This window comes from Phytoactinopolyspora halotolerans, from assembly GCF_010550675.1.
Lineage (GTDB): Bacteria > Actinomycetota > Actinomycetes > Jiangellales > Jiangellaceae > Phytoactinopolyspora > Phytoactinopolyspora halotolerans.
On the sequence record NZ_JAAGOA010000035.1, the window covers coordinates 23,742 to 40,751 of the forward strand.

Annotated in this window: 13 protein-coding genes, 2 tRNA genes and 1 pseudogene; 8 read left to right on the forward strand and 8 right to left on the reverse strand. The window is 65.3% G+C overall.

Going from position 1 to position 17,010, the window contains the following annotated elements:
* Nucleotides 1–22 precede the first annotated feature (22 nt).
* A complete protein-coding gene (locus G1H10_RS30440; protein ID WP_163745046.1) occupies nucleotides 23–3,847 on the reverse strand; it encodes a ricin-type beta-trefoil lectin domain protein in 3,825 nt (1,274 codons plus the stop codon).
* Nucleotides 3,848–4,302: 455 nt separating this feature from the next.
* Entirely contained in the window at nucleotides 4,303–4,980 is a 678-nt protein-coding gene (locus G1H10_RS30445) for a FadR/GntR family transcriptional regulator (RefSeq protein ID WP_376778679.1), read from the reverse strand.
* A gap of 242 nt (nucleotides 4,981–5,222) precedes the next feature.
* On the opposite strand from G1H10_RS30445, the gene G1H10_RS30450 reads away from it, so the two are divergent.
* The 6 genes and pseudogenes from G1H10_RS30450 to G1H10_RS35210 all read left to right on the forward strand — a co-directional run.
* Nucleotides 5,223–6,506, forward strand: a complete 1,284-nt coding sequence (locus tag G1H10_RS30450; RefSeq protein ID WP_163745048.1) for an ABC transporter substrate-binding protein — start codon at nucleotides 5,223–5,225, stop codon at nucleotides 6,504–6,506.
* 4 nt (nucleotides 6,507–6,510) lie between these two features.
* Entirely contained in the window at nucleotides 6,511–7,446 is a 936-nt protein-coding gene (locus G1H10_RS30455; RefSeq protein WP_216853815.1) for a carbohydrate ABC transporter permease, read from the forward strand.
* A complete protein-coding gene (locus G1H10_RS30460; protein WP_163745049.1) occupies nucleotides 7,446–8,273 on the forward strand; it encodes a carbohydrate ABC transporter permease in 828 nt (275 codons plus the stop codon). The genes G1H10_RS30455 and G1H10_RS30460 overlap by 1 nt, the downstream gene beginning before the upstream one ends.
* 1 nt (nucleotide 8,274) lies before the next feature.
* Nucleotides 8,275–9,510: a mandelate racemase/muconate lactonizing enzyme family protein gene (locus G1H10_RS30465; protein ID WP_163745050.1), complete on the forward strand. Its 1,236-nt coding sequence runs from the start codon at nucleotides 8,275–8,277 to the stop codon at nucleotides 9,508–9,510.
* 89 nt (nucleotides 9,511–9,599) lie between these two features.
* Complete coding sequence (locus G1H10_RS30470; RefSeq protein WP_216853816.1) at nucleotides 9,600–10,598, forward strand: transglutaminase domain-containing protein; 999 nt, start codon at nucleotides 9,600–9,602, stop codon at nucleotides 10,596–10,598.
* Between the two features lie 206 nt (nucleotides 10,599–10,804).
* Nucleotides 10,805–11,159 (forward strand): annotated as a pseudogene (locus tag G1H10_RS35210) (SCO6880 family protein); the annotation flags it as partial.
* 77 nt (nucleotides 11,160–11,236) lie between these two features.
* Here the strand turns inward: G1H10_RS35210 and G1H10_RS30475 are convergent.
* A complete protein-coding gene (locus tag G1H10_RS30475) occupies nucleotides 11,237–11,767 on the reverse strand; it encodes a hypothetical protein (RefSeq protein WP_163745051.1) in 531 nt (176 codons plus the stop codon).
* A 375-nt stretch (nucleotides 11,768–12,142) separates the two neighbouring features.
* On the opposite strand from G1H10_RS30475, the gene G1H10_RS30480 reads away from it, so the two are divergent.
* A complete protein-coding gene (locus G1H10_RS30480; protein WP_216853817.1) occupies nucleotides 12,143–12,406 on the forward strand; it encodes a site-specific integrase in 264 nt (87 codons plus the stop codon).
* A gap of 117 nt (nucleotides 12,407–12,523) precedes the next feature.
* On the opposite strand, the gene G1H10_RS30485 is transcribed toward G1H10_RS30480, so the two are convergent.
* From G1H10_RS30485 to G1H10_RS30505, 5 genes are all read right to left on the reverse strand, one after another.
* A tRNA-Glu gene (locus G1H10_RS30485) sits at nucleotides 12,524–12,599 on the reverse strand.
* 98 nt (nucleotides 12,600–12,697) lie between these two features.
* Nucleotides 12,698–12,769 (reverse strand) — tRNA-Gln (locus G1H10_RS30490).
* Nucleotides 12,770–12,878: 109 nt separating this feature from the next.
* Nucleotides 12,879–14,462 (reverse strand): glutamate--tRNA ligase, encoded by a 1,584-nt coding sequence (gene gltX / locus G1H10_RS30495; RefSeq protein WP_312856665.1) that lies wholly within the window; start codon nucleotides 14,460–14,462, stop codon nucleotides 12,879–12,881.
* 233 nt (nucleotides 14,463–14,695) lie between these two features.
* Nucleotides 14,696–15,478 carry a fumarylacetoacetate hydrolase family protein gene (locus G1H10_RS30500; protein ID WP_163745052.1) on the reverse strand — a complete coding sequence of 261 codons (783 nt, stop codon included), beginning with the start codon at nucleotides 15,476–15,478 and terminating at the stop codon, nucleotides 14,696–14,698.
* Between the two features lie 21 nt (nucleotides 15,479–15,499).
* Nucleotides 15,500–16,021: a hypothetical protein gene (locus G1H10_RS30505; protein WP_163745053.1), complete on the reverse strand. Its 522-nt coding sequence runs from the start codon at nucleotides 16,019–16,021 to the stop codon at nucleotides 15,500–15,502.
* A gap of 41 nt (nucleotides 16,022–16,062) precedes the next feature.
* Between G1H10_RS30505 and G1H10_RS30510 the strand changes: the two genes are divergently transcribed.
* On the forward strand, nucleotides 16,063–16,974 hold the full coding sequence (locus tag G1H10_RS30510; protein ID WP_312856666.1) for a 3-methyladenine DNA glycosylase: 912 nt from the start codon (nucleotides 16,063–16,065) through the stop codon (nucleotides 16,972–16,974).
* The last annotated feature ends 36 nt before the right edge of the window (nucleotides 16,975–17,010 follow it).

A 17,010-nucleotide genomic window follows, 5' to 3' on the forward strand; every position in this document is an offset into this window, starting at 1 on the left:
CCCCCACGTCACCGGATCAGACTCAGCCGCAGTGTGCGGCGTCGTACGGCATCTCCTCCGTGCGGGTGTCTCCAGTCGTCACGCCCGTGACCGTCACGGTCGCGACCCCTGCCGACACGGCACTCTCTTCGGTCATGAACCGCGCCGACTTCGAGCGCCCCGGATTCACGTCGTCCCATGACTTCTCACCGTAGGCGGTCGAGACATGCACGGCGACCTGCTCATCGTCGTCGTTCGTGACGGACGTGCGCAGCATGACCTTCGGTCCCACGCATTCCGTCCATGCCTCGACGGTGAACTCCGGCTGGGCGATCAGGTCGAAGGTGAAGCTCTCCGTCTCCGACGTTCGACCGGAAAGATCCGTCGCCGCGTAGCGCACTTCGTACTCACCTCCGGCGAGCGCGATGGTGGCCTCGTGGCTGGCGGTGGCCGCTCCGTCGGCGACGTCGGTGTGCGTGCTCTGCACCAGTTCACCGTCCTGGTAGATGTCCGCGGAAATGCTCTTCAGGCCGACATCGTCGGACGCGTCGACGTTCACGGTCACCTCATTGGCGGAAACGTCACCGGCCGGAGACGTGAGCGACACCGTCGGCGCCTCCATGTCACCATCGAACATCCACCGCTGGTTGGCGTCGCCGGAGCACCACCAGAGTGCGATGCGGGTGCCGTTCGACGTTGCCGCTTCCCACGCATCCATGCAGACGCCCGTTACCGCGCTGCGGATCGATCCGTCCGGTTGAATCTCCCATTTCTGCGTCTCGGCGCCGGTGCAGTCCTGCGTCACGATTGCGGTTCCGGTTCCGGTGCCGCCGCCCTGTGTGCCGAGGCACGTGCTGCCATCGAAGACGGTCAGCTCACCGTCGGCTGTGACCGTGATGCGCTGGTTCGCCTCCCCGTGGCAGTCGAAGAGGATCGCTTGCGTCCCCACATCAGTGGAGTCACCCGGAACCGTAAGGCAGCGCTCCGAGGCAACACCGATGACCTTCGCGTAGCGGATCTCCGCCTCCGTGATCTCGAAGGAGACTGTGACCGGCTCCGATGCGTCGTTGCCCGTCACGGTTGCCGTATACGACCCGATCACAAGATCGGTCGCCTCGATGGCCGCCTCGGCGCCGGCGTCCACGGTCGCGGTGGAGCTGAAAACGGCCTCGCCTGCGCCGTCGGCTACCTCCACCGAATACGTGACCTCATCCGGCGTGGGGTTCCCGATCGTCAAGGCGGCGACGCCCGTGCCGTTGCCGGGAGTGGAAGCACGCTCCTCAGTGACGGTGACAACCGGGGAGGCCGGTCGCTCGGCATGGATGCGAATGGTGATCGTCGTGGTCACCGCGTTTGCCGCAGACTGCGCCTGGATGTCGGCCGTGAAGGTTCCCGCCGTCGTCGGAGTTCCCGAAATGGTGCCATCCTCGGCGAGCGTCAGCCCGTCCGGCAGAGCTCCGTCGATCACGTCGAAGGTGGGCGAACCCGTCGCCTTGAGCTCGTAGGAATAGGGCACGTCCACGACACCGGCCGGCACGTCGACGTCCGTGAACTCGGCCAGGGTGCGGCGCACCAGATCGGTCGAGGCAGCCGACACCTCACCGCTCTCGGTGACGACGAAGAGGTGATACGTGCCCGCTTCCGACGGCAGCTCGATACTGGTCGCGTCCCCCGGCGCCGCTGTCATGGTGTCGCCGGAAGCGAAATCGGTCGTGCCTTCAGGCGCGAGCCAGATGGTCGCCGACGCATCACCCGTGCCACGGATCGGGATCGAGGTTGCCGAGCCGTCAGCTTCCACGCTGGCAGGCAGCACATGGTCGGGCGACATCGTCGCCTCCGCCCCCAGAAGGTCGCGATAGGCGGGCTCGAGACCGGAATTCGCCGTGACCGCGTACGCCGCGAGGGGCCAGACCGCGTCCTCGTACACCATGATGGGCTCGATGTGGCTGTCCGGCGGGTCGTTGGCGTACTTGTTCCACACCGTCGCCCACGTGTTCGTGATCGTCAGATTGTGCTTGGATCCCCAGTCTTCGGAGTTGATCGTGTATGTCACGCCGTCGGAGATGTCGAGTACGTTACTGTCGAACGTGATGTAGGCGGACGCCTCGTCGGCGTGCAACCCGTACGTGTGGCCGGCCCGCACGCCGTCGATGTAGTTGTGCGAGATGATGGTGTCCGGCTGTGCGCCGAGAGTATAGACAGGACCGGTATCGTTCCGGTCGTTCACCGTGTCGATGAACTCGTTGTATCGGATGCTGTTGTTCCTCGCGACGGTGGTGGGGTTTCCCGGTTCGATCGAGCCGGGGGACCCGTTGAAGTTCCACCAGCCCCAGCCCATCGAGATGCCGGCCCACGACGTCTTCTCGATCACGTTGTGCTCGAAGGTCATCGTGTCGACGAAGAAGGCGCCGACCGCTGGGGAGCCAAGGAACAGCTTCGCGCTGTCGTACACGTAGTTGTTGGTGATCTGGATGTTCGTCGGAGCGCCCTCGACATCCGCGGGAAACTTCTCCTTGTTGTCTTCTGCCGCGTCGCCGATGTACACGTGCTGCGGGTGGCCGACGTTGATCGCTGTGCCGCCGATGTCTCTCGTCACGTTTCCGGTGAGCTGGGAGTCGACCACGTCATTGATGAGCGATATGCCGTCAGCTCCGGTGTGCTCGACCCGGTTGCGTTCAAGGGAGATGTTCGCTGCGCTGGTCACCTCGATGGCGGCGGGCTGCAGGTCGACGTTCCGGTAGTGGTAGACATGGAAGTTGCCGTGCACATAGGCGGAGTTGATGATGTTCGCCTGCTGCGCCTGCTTGAACGAGGCACCGTCGACTTCGGCGAGGTCCCAGTCGGTGTGCCGCACGGTGATGCCCTCGAAGCTGAGGTCGTGAACGCGGTCGGTCGTCGAGGTCCCTGCGACGCTCAGGACGGTCTCGACGTTGCCCGGAGCGAAGACGGAGGCCGTGGCCATATCCTCGGACTCGGCCTTGTAGTAGTACACGGTCTTGGCGTCGCGGTCGTAGTAGAACTCGCCGGGCTCATCGAGAAACTCGTAGGCGTTCATGAGCTTGTGGCTGCCGCGGACCTGGAAGTTGCCGTTGAAGGCGCCGGCCGCGATCGCGGCGCCCGGCTGCTGAAACAGCAGCACGCGGCTTGTCCCGTCCTCACTGGTGGTGACATCGCGCACACCCACGATCGCCGTGGTCCAGGTGGTGGCCGTCTGGATCTCCATATCCTCGGCGTTGCCGCTGATCTCCGGCACATCGCTCAGCGCGTACCTCGCGCCGTCGCACTCGGTGCCCGACTCCCATGCCCACGGTGCCTGCCCCGCTGTGATCGTGTACTCGCCGTAGCATCCCTGTGACGACACGTTCTTGTATGCCATCACCGCACGCTGATCGTTGACGTAAAGGGCGCGGAGCTTGTCCGCCCGATCCAGCGGCGCCGACCAGATGTCTCCGTCGTGCTGCGTCCAGCCGGAGATCTCGGCGCCTGCCTCGAGCACCGGCGTCTCGTTCTCGAACGCCGAGTAGATCACCCGATGACCGTTCGAGCCCGAATCCTCGGGACCGAACTCGACCGTAGAGTCGACAGGGTACGAGCCGCCACGCAGGTAGACGTGGATGTCACCGGACATGTCCGCGTTGACCTCGCGCACCGCGTCTCTCGCGCGATCAAGCGTCCGAAATGGGGCCTCCAGCGTGCCCGCGTTCGAGTCGTCACCGTCGGGAGCGACATAGAACGCGTTTTCGGCGGGTGCCGCCGAAGCCGGCGTCGGAATGCCGACGAGCGCGACCACGAGTGCGACCACCGTTGCCACCAGAGCGGTACAGGCTCGAAGCCCATACCGATCCGGCGCCTCTGCTGTTTTGATCATGGTTTGCTCTTCTCCTTCGGTGTTCGGGACGGCCTTGTAGCCGTCTCGTACGTTGACCACCAGCGGATCCGATTCGGCGCCGGACTGGCTATCACGGACCAGAGACGCGTCCCGAGCCGACCGTCGCCAATCCCGCGATCAGCGCGGCCGGCCACAGTGCTCGCCGCTTCACTCTGCTCACCGTTCAGAAAGTGGCCGGTTCGCCGGGTCGCCAGATTGTGGCAAAACATAACTCGTATGACGTATGCCGTCAATGGGCGGGAAACCATCACATGCCTGATTACGGTGCCCTGGACGCAGGGTGACCGGCGGAGATGTGACGGCATCGCGCCGCGGACTTATAGCGGTCCCGCTATGCCCGAGTGGTCAGCCGGACCGGACGACGCGGCGCTCCGCGACGGCGGGCCTATGACGATCTCGGTGTTGACGCTCGGCGCGCCTGACAACCGGCAGGCTCAACGCTTCAACCGGTCGGGATCACCCTGTCCGCTGCGGCGCACAAGCCATGCCTCCGTGATGTGGCTGAACATCGCTTCCGCGGCACCGTCGGGATCGTGCGCCGCGATGCGCTCGTATATGCGACGGTGGCCTTGGTTGGACGCGACGCAGAGGGCCCGTTCGGTCCTGCCGACGTAGCGGGCAGTGCTGTTGGCTTGCCGCTCGAGAGCGCGTATGACCGCTCGGGCCAGGCGGTTGCCAGACGCCTGCATGACGGTGTCGTGGAAGGCGAGGTCGTGCTCGCCATAGGTCACGGGGTCGCCGACGAGTTCGTCCATCCGGTCGACGAGTGTGCGCAACTGGTCGACGATCTCCGGGGTGGCCAGCCGTGCTGCGACGTGCGCCATGTCGGACTCGAGCAAGCGGCGCGTCACCACCAGATCATCGAGGATCGCGAGGCTCTCATCCTCGGCGATGGTCGCCGCGAGGACGAGTTCGTCCAGCATGTTCCAGGACGTCGACGGTTGGACCACGGTCCCCGCCCCCTGGCGGATCTTCACCAGACCCTTCTCCTGGAGAATCTTGACGGCTTCGCGGATCACGGTTCGACTGACCGAGAATGCCTCGCAGAGGGCGGGCTCCGGCGGCAGTAACTCTCCCGGCGGAAGCTGGCCGCGGACGATCCGCTGCACCATCTCAGCGGTGACCGCTTTGGCAAGGTTGGTCGGTCGCTGTGCCCAAGCGAACGGGGCCTCAGCGTTCGTGGTCGGTAGTTGCGATGCCGTCATGTTCCCTCCGCTGACGCCGCGGGAAAGCGGTGCCACAGGTCTACGCAGATTATAGTCACACTATTGACGTAATACGTCATACGAGTTACGTTTTCCGGCAATGTGCTGATAGTCAGTCATCCACCTGGCCCCTCGGGAAGTGAGCAGCAATGAAGCAGCGAGCATTGTGGTCCGCCGTCGTGGTAAGCGGCTTGGCGCTGGCTGGATGTGGTGCCGCCTCGGATTCCGGATCCACCTCCGGCGACGCGGAAGGCGGCGATGGCGAAGGCCGGCTTGTGGTCTGGGACTGGAAGTCGGGGGACGAGTCCGCAGCCACCTACATTGAACAAGCCAAGGCTGACTTCGCGGAGAAGCACCCGAACGTCGAGGTGGAGTTCGTGGCCCAGCCGTTCGACCAGTACTACACCCTGCTGGGTGGGGCGATCCAGACCGGCTCGGGCCCCGACGTCATCCTCTTCAACGGAGGAGGGCAGATCCGCGACCGGGCCGATTCACTTGTCCCGCTCGACGACTATCTCGCCGAGGATCAAGATCGCCTCGCGGGGTGGGATGCGTTCACCGAGGACGGCCAGATCTATGCCGCGCCGGTGACGCTGCAGGGCCACCCGATCTACTACAACAGGGCACTCTACGAGCAAGCCGGCCTCGATCCCGACAACCCCGCGGCCACCTGGGACGAGTTCGTCAGCAACTGTGAGTCGATCACCGACGCGACCGGCGCCACATGCTTCGCTCTGGGCAACCAGGAGGGCATCGGCATCGAGTTCTTCCTCTCCGCGCTAGGCTCCGCCGTTCTCAGCCCGCAGGAGTACGACGACTGGATCGCAGGGGATCGGGACTGGAGCTCTCCCAACGTCAAGCGGATCTTCGAGCTGTGGACAGAAGTCGACGACGCCGGGCTGAACAGCGAGGCGCCCAACTCCACCGCGATGTTCAACGACTCATTCGCCATCTTCCAGTCTGGAGAAGCCTCCCACGTGATCGGGCTGATGTCGGACGTCGGTCACTGGAAGGACTTCAGCGAGTTCCTCGGCGCGGAGAACGTCGGTGTCATGCAAGCCCCGGTCGTCGAGCAAGGTGCGGCGCCGAATCTTCCGTACGACGGCGGCATCGGGTACGCGGTCGCCGAATGGACCAGCGATCCGGAGCTGGCCGCAGACCTCGTCCGGTCGTTGACATCCACTGCCGCGCTGGAGGCGTTCTTCGCCGACGCCGGGGCGATCGCAGCGGACACGACCATCGACGCATCGAGCGCCGGTCCGTCGGTCGCCACCATCATCGCTGAACTCGAGAATGGCCGGCCCGCCCTGCACGTGGCCCTGTCGTCGGAAACGCTGGAGTTGATGGGGCGGCTGTCGCAGCAGCTGTTGAGCGGCTCGGCCACCGTTGACGAGGCAGTGGAGCAGCTGGCCGCCAGCGATCAGGCGGGCTGACAGCGTGCCGATCGGAAGCTCGACCTTGTCGGTCCGCCCGGACACAGCCAGGCGGACCGGCAACGGTAAACCCCGGCGGGCGCGCGCAGAGCGATTCGCGCCCTACATCCTGGTTGCTCCAGCCGTCCTGATCATCGTGGCGCTGCGGCTGTACCCGCTGGTTCGCGGCGTGAACTTCTCCTTCACCGGCGACGGCGTGCTCAACGGGCAGCTCGTGGGTCTGGACAACTACATGACGCTGTTCGACGACCCACTGTTCCGGCAGGCCATGCGGAACGTGGCGTTGCTGGTGCTGCTGCTGCCGGTGGCGGTCGCCATTCCGGGCCTGCTGGCTACGTTCATCTATCTGCGCGTCCCAGGACACCGGTTGTACCGGGTCGTCTACTTCTTTCCGGCCGTGCTGTCACCGGTGATCGTCGGTGCGATCTTCAACCTCCTGCTGGCATACGGCGGCCCCTTCAACACCTTGCTCGGGGCAATCGGCCTCGGCCCGGTCGACTGGCTCGGCGATCGACGAGTCGCCATGTTCACCGTCGTCGGTGTCCATGTGTGGGCGACCTTCGGCATGGCGCTGGTCGTGTTCCTCGCCGGATTCGCGACATTGAACTCGTCGCTCCTCGACGCCGCGCGGGTGGACGGGGCGTCACTTGCCCAGGAGATCTGGCATGTCATCATCCCAGGGCTGGCTCGCACGATTCAGTTCGTCTTCGTCACGACGATGATCGGGATGCTCACCGCGATGTTCGGTCTGCTCTTCGTGATGACCAACGGCGGTCCGGAAGGGTCGACCTACCTGCCTGAGTACTACATCTGGATTCAGCAGGGACAGATGAACCGCCCGGCGTTGGCCTCGGCCGCGTCCGCGGTGCTGTTCGTGGTCATGCTCGTGGTGGGGCTGCTGCAGATCAGCGTGCTGCGGCGGTCGGGCAGGGAGGACTGATGAGCGGCGTGCGGGCAGGCAGATGGCTGATCGCCGTCCCTATGGCGATACTCGCGCTGGCGACGATCTACCCGCTGGTGTTCACCACGAACGTCGCCATGAAGACGCGGCACGAGTACATCCTCGACCGGTTCTCTCCGGCCGGCGCACTTCGGTGGGAGAACGTCGCCTCCGCATGGGGCAACGCCGGAATGGCCGGCTACTTCGTCAACTCGCTCATCGTGGTGAGCTGCGCGGTGGCACTGCTGCTCCTGTTCGGATCCATGGCAGGCTTCGCGTTGAGCAAGCTCCGCTTTCGCGGCTCGCGCCTCTTGTTCCTTGGCATTCTCGCGGCGCTGTTCATCCCGTTCCAGGTCATCATGGTGCCGCTCGCCCGGACGATGGCCGACGCCGGGCTGATCGACACCTATCCAGGCCTGGTCCTGGCATACGTGGCGCAGTTCCTCCCATTCACGATCTTCCTGATGACGAGCTTCTACGCCGGCATCCCGGACGAGATCATCGACGCGGCCAGGATCGACGGCAACACGCTCTACGGGGTCTACCGGCGGATCATGCTTCCGATGGGCACGCCGGCGCTGCTGTCCGTGGGCATCCTCAACACGCTGTTCTGCTGGAACGACGTGCTCATATCGCTGGTGATGATGCCATCGGCGGAGAACCGCACGCTGATGGTCGGGGTCACCGCACTACGGGGCCAGTACTCAGACGACATCCCGACGTTCGCAGCCGGCGTTCTGATCGCGGCGCTGCCCGTGCTGCTCATCTACCTGTTTTTCCAGAGACAGATCGCTGATGGCATCACCGCCGGTTCCACGAAGGGCTGACATGAAGATCACTGGGTTTCGCACCCTGACCACGGTTCAGGAGTGGGGCCGTCCAGTCGGTGATGTCAACGGCGTCATCAGCGATGGGGTGGTCACGGTGCCGATCGTCGTGGTCGACACCGACGAAGGAATCTCCGGTAGCGGCCTGGGACCATCCGTTGAAGCCGAATCGATCTTCGCCGCGATCGACGGCGAGGACCCGCGCGGCGTCTCCGCGCTCTACGATCGCATGCTTCGCCAGACGTTCAAGGTCGGTCACGCGGGTGCCGTGTTCGGGACCATCGGGGCCTTCGACACCGCGCTGTGGGACATCAAAGCTCAAGCCGCCGGGGAGCCACTCTGGAGGCTCCTCGGCGGTCGCGAAAGAGCTGTCCCCGCGTACGCGTCGGGCATCGACATCGGACTCACCGACAGTGAGCTCGTATCGGCCTACGAGGCTTACGCCGAGCACGGACTCAAAGCGGCCAAGCTCAAGGGCGGCCTCGACGTGGAGGAGGATCTGCGCCGGCTGACCTTGGTGCGAGACGTGCTGGGCGAGGCCCACGGCCTGCGGCCCGGCCTGATGCTCGACGCGAACGAGTCGTGGACGCGCAAGCAGGCGGTTCGTCATGTCTGCGAGTTAGAACGAACCCTGGATCTGACGTGGGTGGAGGAGCCGGTTCGACGCTGGGATGCCGAAGGTCTGGCCATTGTAGGCCGGGGTATCCGGGCTTCCGTGGCGAGTGGTGAGAACCTCACCGGTCTCGAACAATACCGTCCGCTGCTCGCCGCGGGGGCGATCGACATTGTCCAGGCAGCCGCAGTCTGGGGAGTGACCCATTTCTTGCGGGTGTCAGCCCTCGCTCACGCTCATGACCTGCCGGTCAGCCCGATCGGGAGCATTCCGGTCGGCCTGCTGCACGCCGCGACATCGGTGCCCAACCACCTCGCCAGCGAGCTCCAAGACTTGCGGCCGCCGGTTGGGGTGTCCGTCGACCTGCATGTGGAGGACGGCATGTTCGTCCTCGGGGACTCCGCGGGTTTAGGCATCACGATCGACGAGGACGACATCGCTGCCGCAGCACGCCGGGCAGGCGCCCCGGCCAACAGCGGCCCACACGTCCGCCCGGAGCGTGCCGGGAAGCGACTGCTGGCCGTCACCGACGGCGATACCGTACCGCGACCGCACCCTGGCCCGTCTCTGCCAGACCTTGCCGCCACACGCCCTGATGAGACGTCCTCCACGCCCTATTGGTGACCATTCCAGTAGCCCGGTCACCCGAAGGGTGGAGCGCGTACCCCCGGTTTGCCTCACGTGCGAACGCTCCTCGCAGCCGAGGTCCCACTGTGATCTACGCGAAGTGCGTCGATGGCGACGCAGCCCGCAAATCGCACCAGGTGCACCTGTCGACCACGCCGCCAAATGCGACGATTCAGCCCATGGCACAGACACATGTGTGGGACTGGACAACACACTCGTCGTATACAGATCCGAGCCGGCATGCTGGCTTGCTCGAAGCCGTCCCGGCGGACATTTCCGGGCTTTCGGCCGTCGCCCGCAACGTGATCATCCACTACCGGGCGTCCGAAGCGGATTTGCCGATGGCGACTCGAGACGACATCAATCTGCGCTGGCTCTCGGCCCTTCTCGACGCCGACCAGGCCCGCCACGGCATGCCACTGCCCGAACCCCGCGCCGAAGTCGCGCGGGTGCAGGGATGTTGCCGCGACCACACGCTGTTCTGTGTCGCTGCGCTCCGCCAGCTTGGCATTCCGGCGCGCTCGCTCGTCGGCTTCTCGAACTATTCCGGCGACGACTACAACAATGATCATGTGATCGTGCAGACGTACGACGGCGTTTCAGATCGATGGATCCGGTTCGATCCGGAGATCGAGACACCGCCCGACCGGCTTCCCGATCCACACGACATCGAGTCCGGGAAGAACGCACCGTTCCAGACAGCCGCCGAAGTCTGGCAAGGCTATCGCTCCGGAGGGCTCGATCCTTCACTCTTCGGCACAGGCCCCGGCTCGTCGATCGGCGGCGCATGGTTCATCCGGAACTATGTCCTGCTGCAACTGGCCCATCGCTACAGCGACGAACTGCTGCTCTGGGACGCGTGGGGCGGGATGAGCCTGCCCGGCGACGTCGAAGACCCAGAGGTAGCCAGGCTGGTCGATGAGGTGGCCGAGCAGCTCGTAGCAGCCGAGGCCGGCGACTCTACCGTCGACGACGCGTTGCTGGCTCGCTACCGCGATGACGAGCGTCTACACCCCGGTACGCGCATCACCCAACACTCCCCCTTCGGAGATCCACCTGTAACAGTCAACCTCCGTACGCGATGACCTGCTCGGGCGGTAAGGCCAAGCTATTCCGGCAGTTCGGATATCCGTCTCCGCCGGTAAGTGTCGGACGACCTACGTCGGCATCCACGGAACTGGTTCGCCCCGTTGATGTCGGTGCCCTAGCTTCCTCGGTCCGCTACGGTTTTCAGCGTGTAGAAACCTAACAACCGAGTGTGCGGCTGATGGAGCAGGCGGATGCGCAACCGCTCTCGTCGGGGATCAGGCGCTCGTTGTCGCTGCTATTCCATCCAATGCGCGCCGATCAGGCTCGCCGCGACATCCGCCGGGCCAAGGTCGATCTCCGACGCTGCCCAGCGAGCCAGAACAGGGCAGATCGAGGACGCTCAACAGCCGCCGAACTCAGAAGCCGACCTAACCGCCCGGCACGGGTTGCTAGGTTGCACCGGGCTGCTCGCGGTGACAGCGTCCAGCCCGGACGAGCTCGAAGCGGCCATCGCTGAGGTCGAGCAGAATGCGCTGCAAGCCTCCTGCGAAACCCGACGGCTGCGCGGCCAACAGTCGCAAGATTCAACGCCGCCGCCGCTTTGCCGAATGGTGTAGGTATCAGCTGATCACGCAAGCCACCTTCGCTCCGGAGAAGCGCAACTGCGCGATCCGTGTCGGGTGAAGGCGCCGCTCTATTCTTCACATCCAATCTCGTCCATCAAGAGTCGTGCGAGCTCACGCGACTCCTCAATGTCCCCGCCTCCGAAGGTGACTTCCTCGGTTACGCCGGGCATGCTAATGACCTCGTACACGTCACCATGACAGCTGAATCGAACCATCTGTTCGCCCTCGACGGGACCCATCTCCATGCGGACGACCTCGGCGCGCACTCCGTCGATCATGATCTCGTCGATCAACTCTGCATCCCATGCGCTGACCTGACGTTCGTAGCCGTGGACGAAAGCCCGGCCACCGTGCCAGCCGCCATGGATCTGAGCTGACTTGTACTCGTCTTGTGCCCGACCCGGTTGGTCCACACCGATGGCTTCCAACTGGCCGATGAGCCGCGCCTCGAATGGATCTAGCGAATCCGGCGATGTCGGACCCGAACTTGGGCGCTCGACTGCTGCGCTTGGAGGCGCCGGATGGTCGGCCTGAGTCGCAGATTCGTCTCCCGATCCGCTCTCAGCCGTCGGAGCCACGTCGCCGTCACCGCAGCTCACCACGGCTCCTGTGCAGAGGCATCCGGCAAGAACAGTCGTCAGCACAGCGCGTTTGGTTCGCTTCATAACAAGGGAACGCCGAGGCAGCGAGGATGGTTTACGCTGGACGACAACCACTTACTCCCTCGACGCTTGAAGTGGCATGCAGCGCGGCCTCAGCGAGATGCGCGATGAATGCGCTCGATGTCCGTCAGAGCATCGCAATACTGCTGCTCATGCTTGGACACAGCTTCGCCATGCGTAGCGCGAAGCGCTTCCGCGGCCTCTACACAGACTCACCGCAATGTTTGCCGGCACCTCGGCCGCTCCGGCACCACGGCCGACGGACGACTGTTCGTCGGCGAACGCAACACCGACCACCTACCAGCCTTCACCATGTTCCGCGTCTGGGCCAAGGCCAGGAAGACCGTGTTCGGTACGGGAGCCGAACATTCGCCGCTGGCTGCTCGCCCCTACGATCTGCGTCACGCGGGGGTATCGACATGGCTCAACGCCGGCGTCGATGCCGCCCAGGTCGCGGAATGGGCAGGACACTCTATTGAAGTCCTGTTGAGGATCTACGCCAAGTGCATCGACGGCGACACAGCCCGCAACCGCGCCATGATCGACCAAGCTCTCAGACGATCCACCGGAGACTGAAAACTTGCGCGCGTATTAGGCAGAAACAGTCGTGGGCAACCGGTCTCTCCCGGTGACGGCCGGACACAACAAGATCGCCCCTCACTCGCGTCTCCGCAGGTGAGGGGCGATCTACAGTGGTAGCCCCGACGGGATTCGAACCCGCGCTACCGCCTTGAGAGGGCGGCGTGCTAGGCCACTACACAACGGGGCCATGCAGTCCGACGACACCCTGTGTCGCCCTCCGGAACTCTACCCGAGTTCCAGCAGCCCGCCAAATCGATCGATGAAGATCATTCGACGTGCTCTGCGCTGGGGTACCAGGACTCGAACCTAGACTAACTGAACCAGAATCAGTCGTGCTGCCGATTACACCATACCCCAGTGCATCGGACGGGATCGCCGCCCGATCGCCCGGTAAGAATAGCCGCTCAACCACGCAGCTTCCAAACCGGCACGACGCGACCTAGATCACGTCTCGTCGCTTCTCGGTCTACTTCTCATTCCGCTGATCGTTCGGGCCGCCGCTCGCCTCGTCGGCCACCGCTTCCGTCCGCGGCAACGCACGCTGCAGACGCGCGAGCGTCTTCTCCCGCCCGAGCAGCTCCAGCGACTCGAACAGCGGCGGCGACACCCGACGTCCGGTCACCGCGACGCGCACCGGGCCGAACGCCAGCCGCGGCTTGAGCTCCAGGCCGTCCACCAGGGCCACGCGCAGCGCCTCCTCGATCGACTCCGTCGTCCACTCCTGCAACGGCTCCAGCGCACCAACGGCGGCTTCGAGGACCGGTTTCGCGTCCGGCTTCAGGACCTTCGCGGCGTCGGCCTCATCGAGCGTGAACGCGTCGTCCTCGACGAACAGGAAGCCGAGCATGCCGACGCACTCGTCCAGCACCCCCATCCGCTCCTGCACCAGCGGCGTCGCGGCGCGCAGCAACTCCACCGACTCGGGCGTCGGCGGATGAGCCAACAAGCCTGCCTCCTGCAGGTGCTGGACCATCCGCTCGGCCAGATCGTTCGGGTCCAGGCGCCGCACCCAGATGCCGTTGATCGCCTCGGCCTTCTTCAGGTCGAAGCGCGCCGCGTTCGAGTTGACCCTTGTGATATCGAACGCCTCGGCCATCTCCTCGATCGAGAAGACCTCCTGATCCTCGCCGATCGACCAGCCCAGCAGCGCCAGGTAGTTCAGCAGCCCTTCACGCAGGAAACCCCGGTCGAGGTACATCTGCAGCGACGACTGCGGATCGCGCTTGGACAGCTTCTTGCCACCCTCGGCGGTCACCAGCGGTAGGTGCCCGAACCGCGGCATCGGCCCGGACGCGATGCCCAGCTCGCGCAGCGCCTCGTGCAGCACGATCTGCCGCGGCGTCGACGAGAGCAGATCCTCACCGCGCAGCACATGCGTGATCCCCATCAACGCGTCGTCGACGGGGTTCACCAGCGTGTACAGCGGATGCCCGTTCGCCCGTACCAGCACGTAGTCGAACAGGTTGTACTGGTCGACGCTGATCTCGCCGCGGATCAGGTCAGTGAAGGTGACGGTCTCATCGGGTGTGCGCATCCGCAGCACCGACTCCCGCCCTTCCGCCTCGTACGCGGCGATCTGCTCCTCGCTCAAGTCCCGGCAGTGCCCGTCGTAGCCGCTGGGCTTGCCCGCCGCACGGGCCGCCTCACGCCGCTCCTCCAGCTCTGCCGTCGTGCAGTAACACCGGTATGCTCTGCCGGCCTCGCGCAGCTGGGTGGCGACGTCGGCATAGATCTCCCGCCGCTCGGACTGCCGGTACGGGCCGTGGTCGCCGCCGACCTCCGGGCCCTCGTCCCAGTCCAGCCCCAGCCAGCGCAGCGTCGCCAGCAGCGCCTCGTACGACTCCTCGGTGTCCCGCTCCGCGTCGGTGTCCTCGATCCGGAAGACGAACGTCCCCCCGAAGTGCCGTGCGAACGCCCAGTTGTAGAGCGCGGAACGGACCAGCCCGACGTGCGGGTTTCCGGTCGGCGACGGGCAGAACCGGACGCGCACGTCCTTGGCGGCCAGATCACCCAGCACAAAGGCATCGGAAGAATCGACGCCGTCTGTCACAGAAATCACCTTCGCATATCAATCGACCACAACATCAAACGACGGGCACGCCACCTAGCCGCCGCGCTCGCAGCCTCGGCACCCCGAGCGACAGGAACTTGGCACCCTAGGAAGGGTACCGCCGCGACCACGGCCTGACAGAATAGTCTCGTTCGCCGCCCGTACAAGATCATGAACAGAAACCGTGCCATATGAACGGTATGTGTTCATGATCATGGGCTGAGGCTGCGGGGTCAGTCGTCCGCAACGACCCGGTTGCTGAGCACACCGATTCCGCCGATGGAGACGACCACATGGTCCCCGGCCTGCACCGGTCCGACACCCGCCGGCGTGCCCGTGAGGATCACGTCGCCGGGGAGCAGCGTGAATGCGTGGCTGATGTACGACACCAGCGACGGCACGTCGAACACCATCTGCGACGTCCGCCCCGACTGCCGCTGCTCGCCGTTGACCGTGCACCGCACCGTCAACTCGGACGGATCCAGATCGGTCTCGATCCAGGGGCCCAGCGGGCAGGACGAGTCGAAGCCCTTCGCGCGGGCCCATTGGTTGTCGCTCCGCTGCACGTCCCGCGCCGTCACGTCGTTGGCGCAGGTGTATCCGAGGATCACATCCGCGACGCGTTCCTTCGGCAGGTCCTTGGCGATCCGCCCGATGACGACGGCCAACTCCGCCTCGTGGTGCACGTCGTTGGAGAAGCTCGGCAGCACGATCGGGTCGTCCGGGCCGATCACCGACGTGTTCGGCTTGAGGAAGAGCAGCGGCTGCTCCGGGACGTCGTTGCCGAGCTCCGACGCGTGCTCCACATAGTTGCGCCCGACCCCGATCACCTTGCTGCGGGGGATCACCGGCGCCAGTAATCGCACGTCGTCCAGCGCGAGCTTCTCTCCGGTCAGCTGTACAGGCTTGTAGAGCGGGTCGCCTTCCAACACGGCCAGTACGGTCTGACCGTCCGTGTCCTCACCGACCGCGCCGAAACGAGGATCGTCACCCGTCGTGAACCTTGCGATACGCACCCATGGAGGTTATCTCGCCGATCATGCCCGCGGACGAACCGGGCCGCTTCGGCCGGGCGGATTCCGGCGCCGTCGCAACGCGGATACCACATCTGAGTCCATCCGGGCGGCGACGGCAAGCCCGGCCACACCGACGACGACGATCGCCACGAGCAGACCCACGACGGCCGCCGTGTCGGACACCCGCTCCCCGATCAGCCAGCCCATCGCGACGGTCCAGACGCACACGATCCAGATCATCGACTGCGAGCAGATCTCCTGCCGCGTGGTCGCGTGCCGCGGTGTTCCGACGACGACGGCATAGCACGCGGCGACGACGGCGGCAGCCACCACGGTCATGCCGATCATCACACCGGTCATCCCGGCCACCCTGTGCCCGAGCAGCGCGGAGCCGACGACGGTCCCTGTGACGATGAGCGCCTTCGCGATCCAGACGACGATGACCAGCCCGACGACGGCAAGGATCGCACGCAGCACGGACGACGACTCGTCACTCCCCCGTGCGCCCGTCCGTTCGTGGTCGTCGCGGCCCCGGACCTCCATGGCTTCATGCTAGTGCCCGACCGTCTCCTACGCTGGTGAACGTGCGATACCTCGACGAGCCGACGTGGCGTGCGCGCATGGCGGCGCACGAGCGACGCGTCGACGAGCTCGTCGCCGGCCACCTCGCCCGCCAGGAGCTCGGCCGCAAACATCCGGTCGAGGACTTCCTCTTCACCTACTACTCGTTCCGGCCGGCGCACCTGCGGCGCTGGCACCCGGGCGTCGGCGTTGTGCTGGGCGGCGATCCGCCCCACGCCGACTGGCGCGGATACCGGCGGGTGCCGGACGACGACGCGTCGGACGTCTCGGGAAATGACTCCAGAGATGGAGACTGCTCCTCCGGCGTCGCCGTCGACCCCGCGTTCGTCGAGCGACGGGCCTCCACCATCTCCTGGGTACACGGACTGCTCTCCGCGACGGCGTCCCGCCCGGCGTTCACCGGTTGCTTCGGACTGCACGAGTGGGCGATGGTGTACCGGACCACGCCTGGTGAGCCACGGCACGAGAGCTGGCCGCTGAGGCTCGGCCACGCCGGCACCGACGACGTGGTCGAGTCGCACCAGATCCGGTGCTCGCATTTCGACGCGTTCCGGTTCTTCACCGACGACGCACGGCCGCGCAACGCCGTGCAGCCGACGCGGCAGCGTCAGGTCGAGCTGGAGCAGCCCGGCTGTCTGCATGCCAACATGGACCTCTACAAATGGGCGTACAAACTGGCGCCGATCGTCCCCAGTGAGCTGGTCCTGGATGCGTTCATGCTGGCCAGGGAGATCCGCGAGCTGGACATGCGAGCGTCTCCGTACGATCTGCGGGACCTCGGCTACGAGCCGATCCCGATCGAGACCCGCGAGGGCAAGGCACTCTACGCCGCCGCCCAACGGGCCTTCGCCGAACGTGCCACCGACCTTCGCCGCCGCCTGCTGGATGCCACCACCTCGCTCGTCAACACCTGAATCCAGCGCCCGTGACCACAGGTCGAGGTCATCGAT

Excerpts from the sequence above, each read along its gene's own strand:
- G1H10_RS30465 (WP_163745050.1), top strand. The coding sequence starts at position 8,275 with ATGAAGATCACTGGGTTTCGCACCCTGACCACGGTTCAGGAGTGGGGC.
- G1H10_RS30440 (WP_163745046.1), bottom strand. The coding sequence starts at position 3,847 with ATGATCAAAACAGCAGAGGCGCCGGATCGGTATGGGCTTCGAGCCTGT.
- G1H10_RS30505 (WP_163745053.1), bottom strand. The coding sequence starts at position 16,021 with ATGGAGGTCCGGGGCCGCGACGACCACGAACGGACGGGCGCACGGGGG.
- G1H10_RS30450 (WP_163745048.1), top strand. The coding sequence starts at position 5,223 with ATGAAGCAGCGAGCATTGTGGTCCGCCGTCGTGGTAAGCGGCTTGGCG.
- G1H10_RS30445 (WP_376778679.1), bottom strand. The coding sequence starts at position 4,980 with ATGGTGCAGCGGATCGTCCGCGGCCAGCTTCCGCCGGGAGAGTTACTG.
- G1H10_RS30480 (WP_216853817.1), top strand. The coding sequence starts at position 12,143 with ATGTTCCGCGTCTGGGCCAAGGCCAGGAAGACCGTGTTCGGTACGGGA.
- G1H10_RS30460 (WP_163745049.1), top strand. The coding sequence starts at position 7,446 with ATGAGCGGCGTGCGGGCAGGCAGATGGCTGATCGCCGTCCCTATGGCG.